The following is a 5,102-nucleotide window of genomic DNA, read 5'->3' on the forward strand; positions in this document are numbered from 1 at the left end:
GGGCCGGCTCGGCCTTGACGGCCTTGCGGTTGCGCCGGCCACGGGTGGGCCGGTCCTCCTCGGCAGCCGGTGCCGACGCGCCGGAACCGGCGCCGTTGGCCGCGCCGTTCTTGCGCTCCACCGGGTCCAGGTGCACCAGCACACCGCGGCCGTTGCACACCGTGCAGGGCTCGCTGAACGCTTCGAGCAAGCCCTCGCCGACCCGCTTGCGGGTCATCTGCACCAGTCCGAGCGAGGTGACCTCGGCTACCTGGTGCTTGGTGCGGTCCCGGCCCAGGCATTCGGTGAGCCGGCGCAGCACCAGGTCGCGGTTGCTCTCCAGCACCATGTCGATGAAGTCGATCACCACGATGCCGCCGATGTCGCGCAACCGCAGTTGCCGGACGATCTCCTCGGCCGCTTCGAGGTTGTTACGGGTCACCGTCTGCTCGAGGTTGCCGCCCGATCCGGTGTACTTGCCGGTGTTGACGTCGACCACGGTCATCGCCTCGGTACGGTCGATCACCAGCGAGCCGCCCGAGGGCAGCCACACCTTGCGGTCCAGCGCCTTGGCCAGCTGCTCGTCCACCCGCAGGTCGCGGAACAGGTCGGACTCAGCGGTGTGCCGGGAGATCCGGTCCGCCAGGTCGGGGGCGATGTCGCGTACGTAGTCGCTGATGGTCTGGTAGATCTCCGAGCCCGACACCACCAACTTCTTGAAGTCGTCGTTGAAGATGTCGCGGACCACCCGGATCGCCAGGTCCGGCTCGCCGTGCAGCAGGGACGGCCCCTCCGAGGACTTCTTGGCCTTCGCCGACCTGGCGCTGATCGACTCCCACTCCGACTTCAGCCGCTCGACGTCACTGATCAGATCCTGCTCGGAGGCGCCTTCGGCCGCGGTGCGCACGATCACACCGGCTTCCTCGGGCACCACCTTCTTCAGGATCGCCTTCAGCCGGCTGCGCTCGACATCGGGCAGCTTGCGGCTGATGCCGGTCATTCCGCCGCCGGGAACGTAGACCACGAACCTGCCGGGAAGCGAGATCTGGCTGGTCAGCCGGGCGCCCTTGTGGCCGATCGGGTCCTTGGTCACCTGTACCAGCACCAGGTCGCCGGCATTAAGCGCGTTCTCGATGGATCGGGCCTTGCCCTCCAGCCCCGCGACGTCCCAGTTGACCTCGCCGGCGTACAGCACGCCGTTGCGGCCCCGGCCGATGTCTACGAAGGCTGCCTCCATCGACGGCAGGACGTTCTGGACCCGGCCGAGGTAGACGCTGCCGACCGCGCTGCCTGCGCTGGCCCGGGTCACGTAGTGCTCGACCAGGATGTCGTCTTCGAGGACGGCGATCTGGGTGCGGTCACCGGCCTGGCGCACCGCCATCACCCGGTCCACCGACTCGCGGCGGGCCAGGAACTCGGCCTCGGTCAGGATCGGCGCGCGGCGCCGGCCGGTGTCCCGGTTGTCGCGACGGCGCTGGCGCTTGGCTTCCAGCCTGGTCGATCCCTTGACTCCCCGCACGCCGTCGTCATCGGCACCCCGGTCCCGCCCGGAACGGCTGTCCCGCACGTGCACCACGGTGTTGGGCGGGTCGTCCTCGGACAGGACGGCCTCGGCAGCGTCCGCGCCGTTGGAACGCCGGCGACGGCGGCGGCGGCGAGCGCTGGCCGACAGGGCCGCCTCGGCGACCTCTTCGGCATGGTCGTCCTCTGGTTCGTCCTCGTCGGCGTCCACCGCTGCCTGGTCGGCGTCATCAGGGGCCTCGGTGGTGTCAGCCACCTCCGTGGACCGGTTGCCGCGTCCGCGCCGGCCACGCCGCCGCCGGCGACGGGTGCCGTCACCGGCCTCGGCGGCATCGTCGGCGTCGGAGCTGTCCTCGGCGGTGATTTCGTCGGCGTCGACGTCCTCGGGCTCGAGGTCGGCGTCGATATCGGAGAAGTCCGGGACCTCGTCAGGCAGCGCGACGGCCTCGGTGCCCGCCTCCTGCTCGGTGCTGGCAGCGGCTTCGGGTGCCTCGGCAGTGCGCCTGCCACCGCGACGGCGGCGAGGCGACACCACCTCGGTGGGCGGCTGGAACAGCACCGCCGGAGCGGCCAGGGCCGGCCCGGCAGGCAGCGCCTCCGGAGTCGGGATCTCGGCCACCGAACGGTCCGCGGCCTGTCCGGCTGCTGCCGGTTGCTCGGTAACAGCCCGTCCGGTACCGGCGGCCTGCTCCGCTGCCGCAAGCTCAGCGGCCGCGGCCTTGCTGACCCGCTTACGGGGAGTCCGCTTGGCTGGCCCGGCTACCGATGGGTCAGCGGCCGGTTCGGTGGACGCCGACTGGATGGGCGCCGATTCAGCGGGTGCGGTCGTCACCGCCGCGGCATGTGCCGCGGGCTCGATCGCGCTCCCGGCATCGCCCGGCTGCGGGGCCCCGCCGGCAGGCACGGCCGCGCCGGGGGTGGCGGCCGCGCCGGGGGTGGCGGCGCGACCGGCAGCCTTCCGGGCCGGTGCCTTCCTGGCCGCAGCCTTGCTGACCGGTGCTTCGGTGGCCGGTGCTTCGGTGGCCGGTGCTTCGCTGGCCGGCGCCTTGCTGGCCGGCGCCTTGCTGGCCGGTGCCTTGCTGGCCGGCGCCTTGGTGGCCGGTGCCTTGCTGGCCGGTGCCTTGCTGGCCGGCGCCTTGGTGGCTGCCGCCTTGCTGGTCGGTGCCTTGCGGGCGGCAGCCTTCTTAGCCGGTGCTTCGGTGGCTGGCGCGTCGTTGGCCGCAGCCTCGGTGGCCGGTGCTTCGGTGGCCGGTGCCGCGGTGGACACGGCCTTGCTGGCCGGGGTCTTGCGGGCGCGGGTGGCCTTCGTCGGGGCCGACGCGGCCGCAACATCGGCCGGCTGGTCGCCCTGCGGCGCCGGACCTGCCGGCTGGTCGGCCGTCGGCGCCAGAGCCGCGGGGTGATCGGCCACCGGCTCGCCGGCCGTGGCGACCTTCTTCGCGGCGGTCTTGCGGGGAGCGCGCTTGGCCGGCTCCGTGGCCGGGGCGGTGGCCTTGACCGGGGCGGTGGCCTTGCGCGCGGCCCTCTTGGCAGCCGTACGGGCCTGTTCGGCGGCTGGGCCCGCCGGTTCGGCGGCATTGTCGTCGGGGCGGGCGCCGTCGGGGCGGGTGTTGTCGGATGGGGTGTTGTCGAGCATTGCTCGGGTGCTCCTGTCTCACCACCGGGGCCGAGAAGAACGGCGTTCGCCGTACTCGGCCGCGCAGCGGCGGTATGGCGCTCCACCCGCAAGCGGAACGCAAAGTCTCTTCTACTCACCCGTTCGCGGGAGCGAACAGGCGACTCGTGTCACCCCTGCCCTGGAGGTGCCGGGCAGAACGTCCAACCCGTCAGCGGTGCCGACGGCCTTTCAGTGCTCGGTAGCTGCTCGGTTGACCGGCAGCTCGGTGGTGCGCAACGGATCTGTCACCACTCCTGCGTCGTCGACCGGTCCCTGCGCCAGCCGGGTAGCCCTGGCGGGCTGCGACGGGGCGAAACCGGCGACGGCCCGCAAAGCGGCGAGCACATCGTCGGGCCGAACCGTCGGGGTGACCTGACGGACGACCAGTCTCAGTATCGCACGGGTGTCATTTCCCGGCACCGCCGACACCTCAGCGGCGATGATCGGTGCCCGGGCGTCGAGGCTGCGCACGCCGTCCTTGGCCAACCGGTCCACCAGCACCGACTCGCTCGCCAGCAGCTGGGCCAGCGCCGTCGCGGCCACCGCAGGGTCGGCCGCCAGCTCCAGCTGCCATAGCGAGGCCTGCATCTGCTCGGCCAGCGAACCGGGCGGGCAGTCCTCGACATCGACCGCCCGCAGCAGGTCGAGCCCCTCGGGGAGCACGGCATCCAGCGCCGCCCGGATCGTCTCGGGCTCGCAGCGGCGGGCCAGCCCGATCTCCAGGTACTCCGCCTCCGAGCCCACCCCGGTCGGGGCGGCACCGACGTAGCTGATCCTCGGATGCGGGTGGAAGCCGGCCGAGTAGGCCATCGGGATCTCGGCCCGGCGCAACGAGCGCTCGAAGGCCCGGGCGAAGTCGCGATGCGAGCAGAACCTCAGCCGGCCCCGCTTGGCGTACTCCAGCCGGATCCGCTGCACCGGCGCCACGTGCGCCGGTCCCTCGGGTTGCCTGCGCGCCATACCCGCCTCAGCCTTGTCCGGCTGGTGAGGCGGCCGGCGCGGGCCGGACGGCCAGCGGGGTGGTGGTGGCCACCAGCGGCAGCAGCGTCTTGCCGGTCGGCCCGATCTGGATGTCGGTGCCCATCGTCGGGCAGACGCCGCAGTCAAAGCACGGCGTCCACCGGCAGTCGTCCTGCTCGTAGCCGGTCAGGGCGTCCTGCCAGTCGTCCCAGAGCCACTGCTTGTCCAGGCCCGAATCCAGGTGGTCCCAGGGCAGCACCTCGTCGGCGAACCGCTCCCGGGTGGTGAAGAACTCGATCGACGCGCCGCGCGGCCGCAACTCGGCGTCGGCGGCGGCGATCCACCGGGCGTAGGAGAAGTGCTCGCTCCAGCCGTCGAAGCGGGCGCCGTCGCGCCAGGCCCGTTCGATGACGGCCCCGACCCGGCGGTCACCGCGGGAGAGCAGGCCCTCGATCAGCGAGGGCTGGCCGTCGTGGTAGCGCATCCCGATGTTGCGTCCCAGCGAGCGGTCGGAATTGATGGCGGCGCGCAGCTTGCGCAGCCGGTCGTCGACCACCTCGGGCGCGGCCTGCGCGGCCCACTGGAACGGGGTGTGCGGCTTGGGCACGAAGCCGCCGATCGAGACGGTGGCCTTGATGTCGCGCGAGCCGGTGGCCTGCCGGCCGGCCCGGATGACGTCCTGGGCCATGGTGGCGATCTCCAGGACGTCCTCGTCGGTCTCGGTCGGCAGCCCGCACATGAAGTACAGCTTCACCTGCCGCCAGCCCTGGGAGTAGGCGGCGGTGACGGTGTTGATCAGGTCGGAGTGGCTGACCATCTTGTTGATCACCCGGCGCAGCCGCTCCGAGCCGCCCTCGGGGGCGAAGGTCAACCCCGAGCGCCGGCCGTTGCGGGAGAACTCGTTGGCCAGGTCGATGTTGAAGGCGTCGACGCGGGTCGACGGAAGGGACAACGAGACGTTCGAGCCCTCGTAGCGGTCGGCGAG

General features: G+C 72.2%; 3 protein-coding genes. All 3 read right to left on the bottom strand.

Annotated elements, in window-relative coordinates:
• A partial coding sequence (locus VF542_RS02315; protein ID WP_408650094.1) for an Rne/Rng family ribonuclease occupies nucleotides 1–3,136 on the bottom strand: 3,136 nt, incomplete at its 3' end.
• Nucleotides 3,137–3,346: 210 nt separating this feature from the next.
• Nucleotides 3,347–4,117 (bottom strand): TIGR03936 family radical SAM-associated protein, encoded by a 771-nt coding sequence (locus tag VF542_RS02320; protein WP_408650095.1) that lies wholly within the window; start codon nucleotides 4,115–4,117, stop codon nucleotides 3,347–3,349.
• 7 nt (nucleotides 4,118–4,124) lie between these two features.
• Nucleotides 4,125–5,102 (bottom strand): radical SAM protein (locus VF542_RS02325; protein WP_408650096.1); only part of this gene is annotated, 978 nt, incomplete at its 5' end.

The organism is Jatrophihabitans sp., assembly GCF_036389215.1.
Lineage (GTDB): Bacteria > Actinomycetota > Actinomycetes > Mycobacteriales > Jatrophihabitantaceae > Jatrophihabitans_A.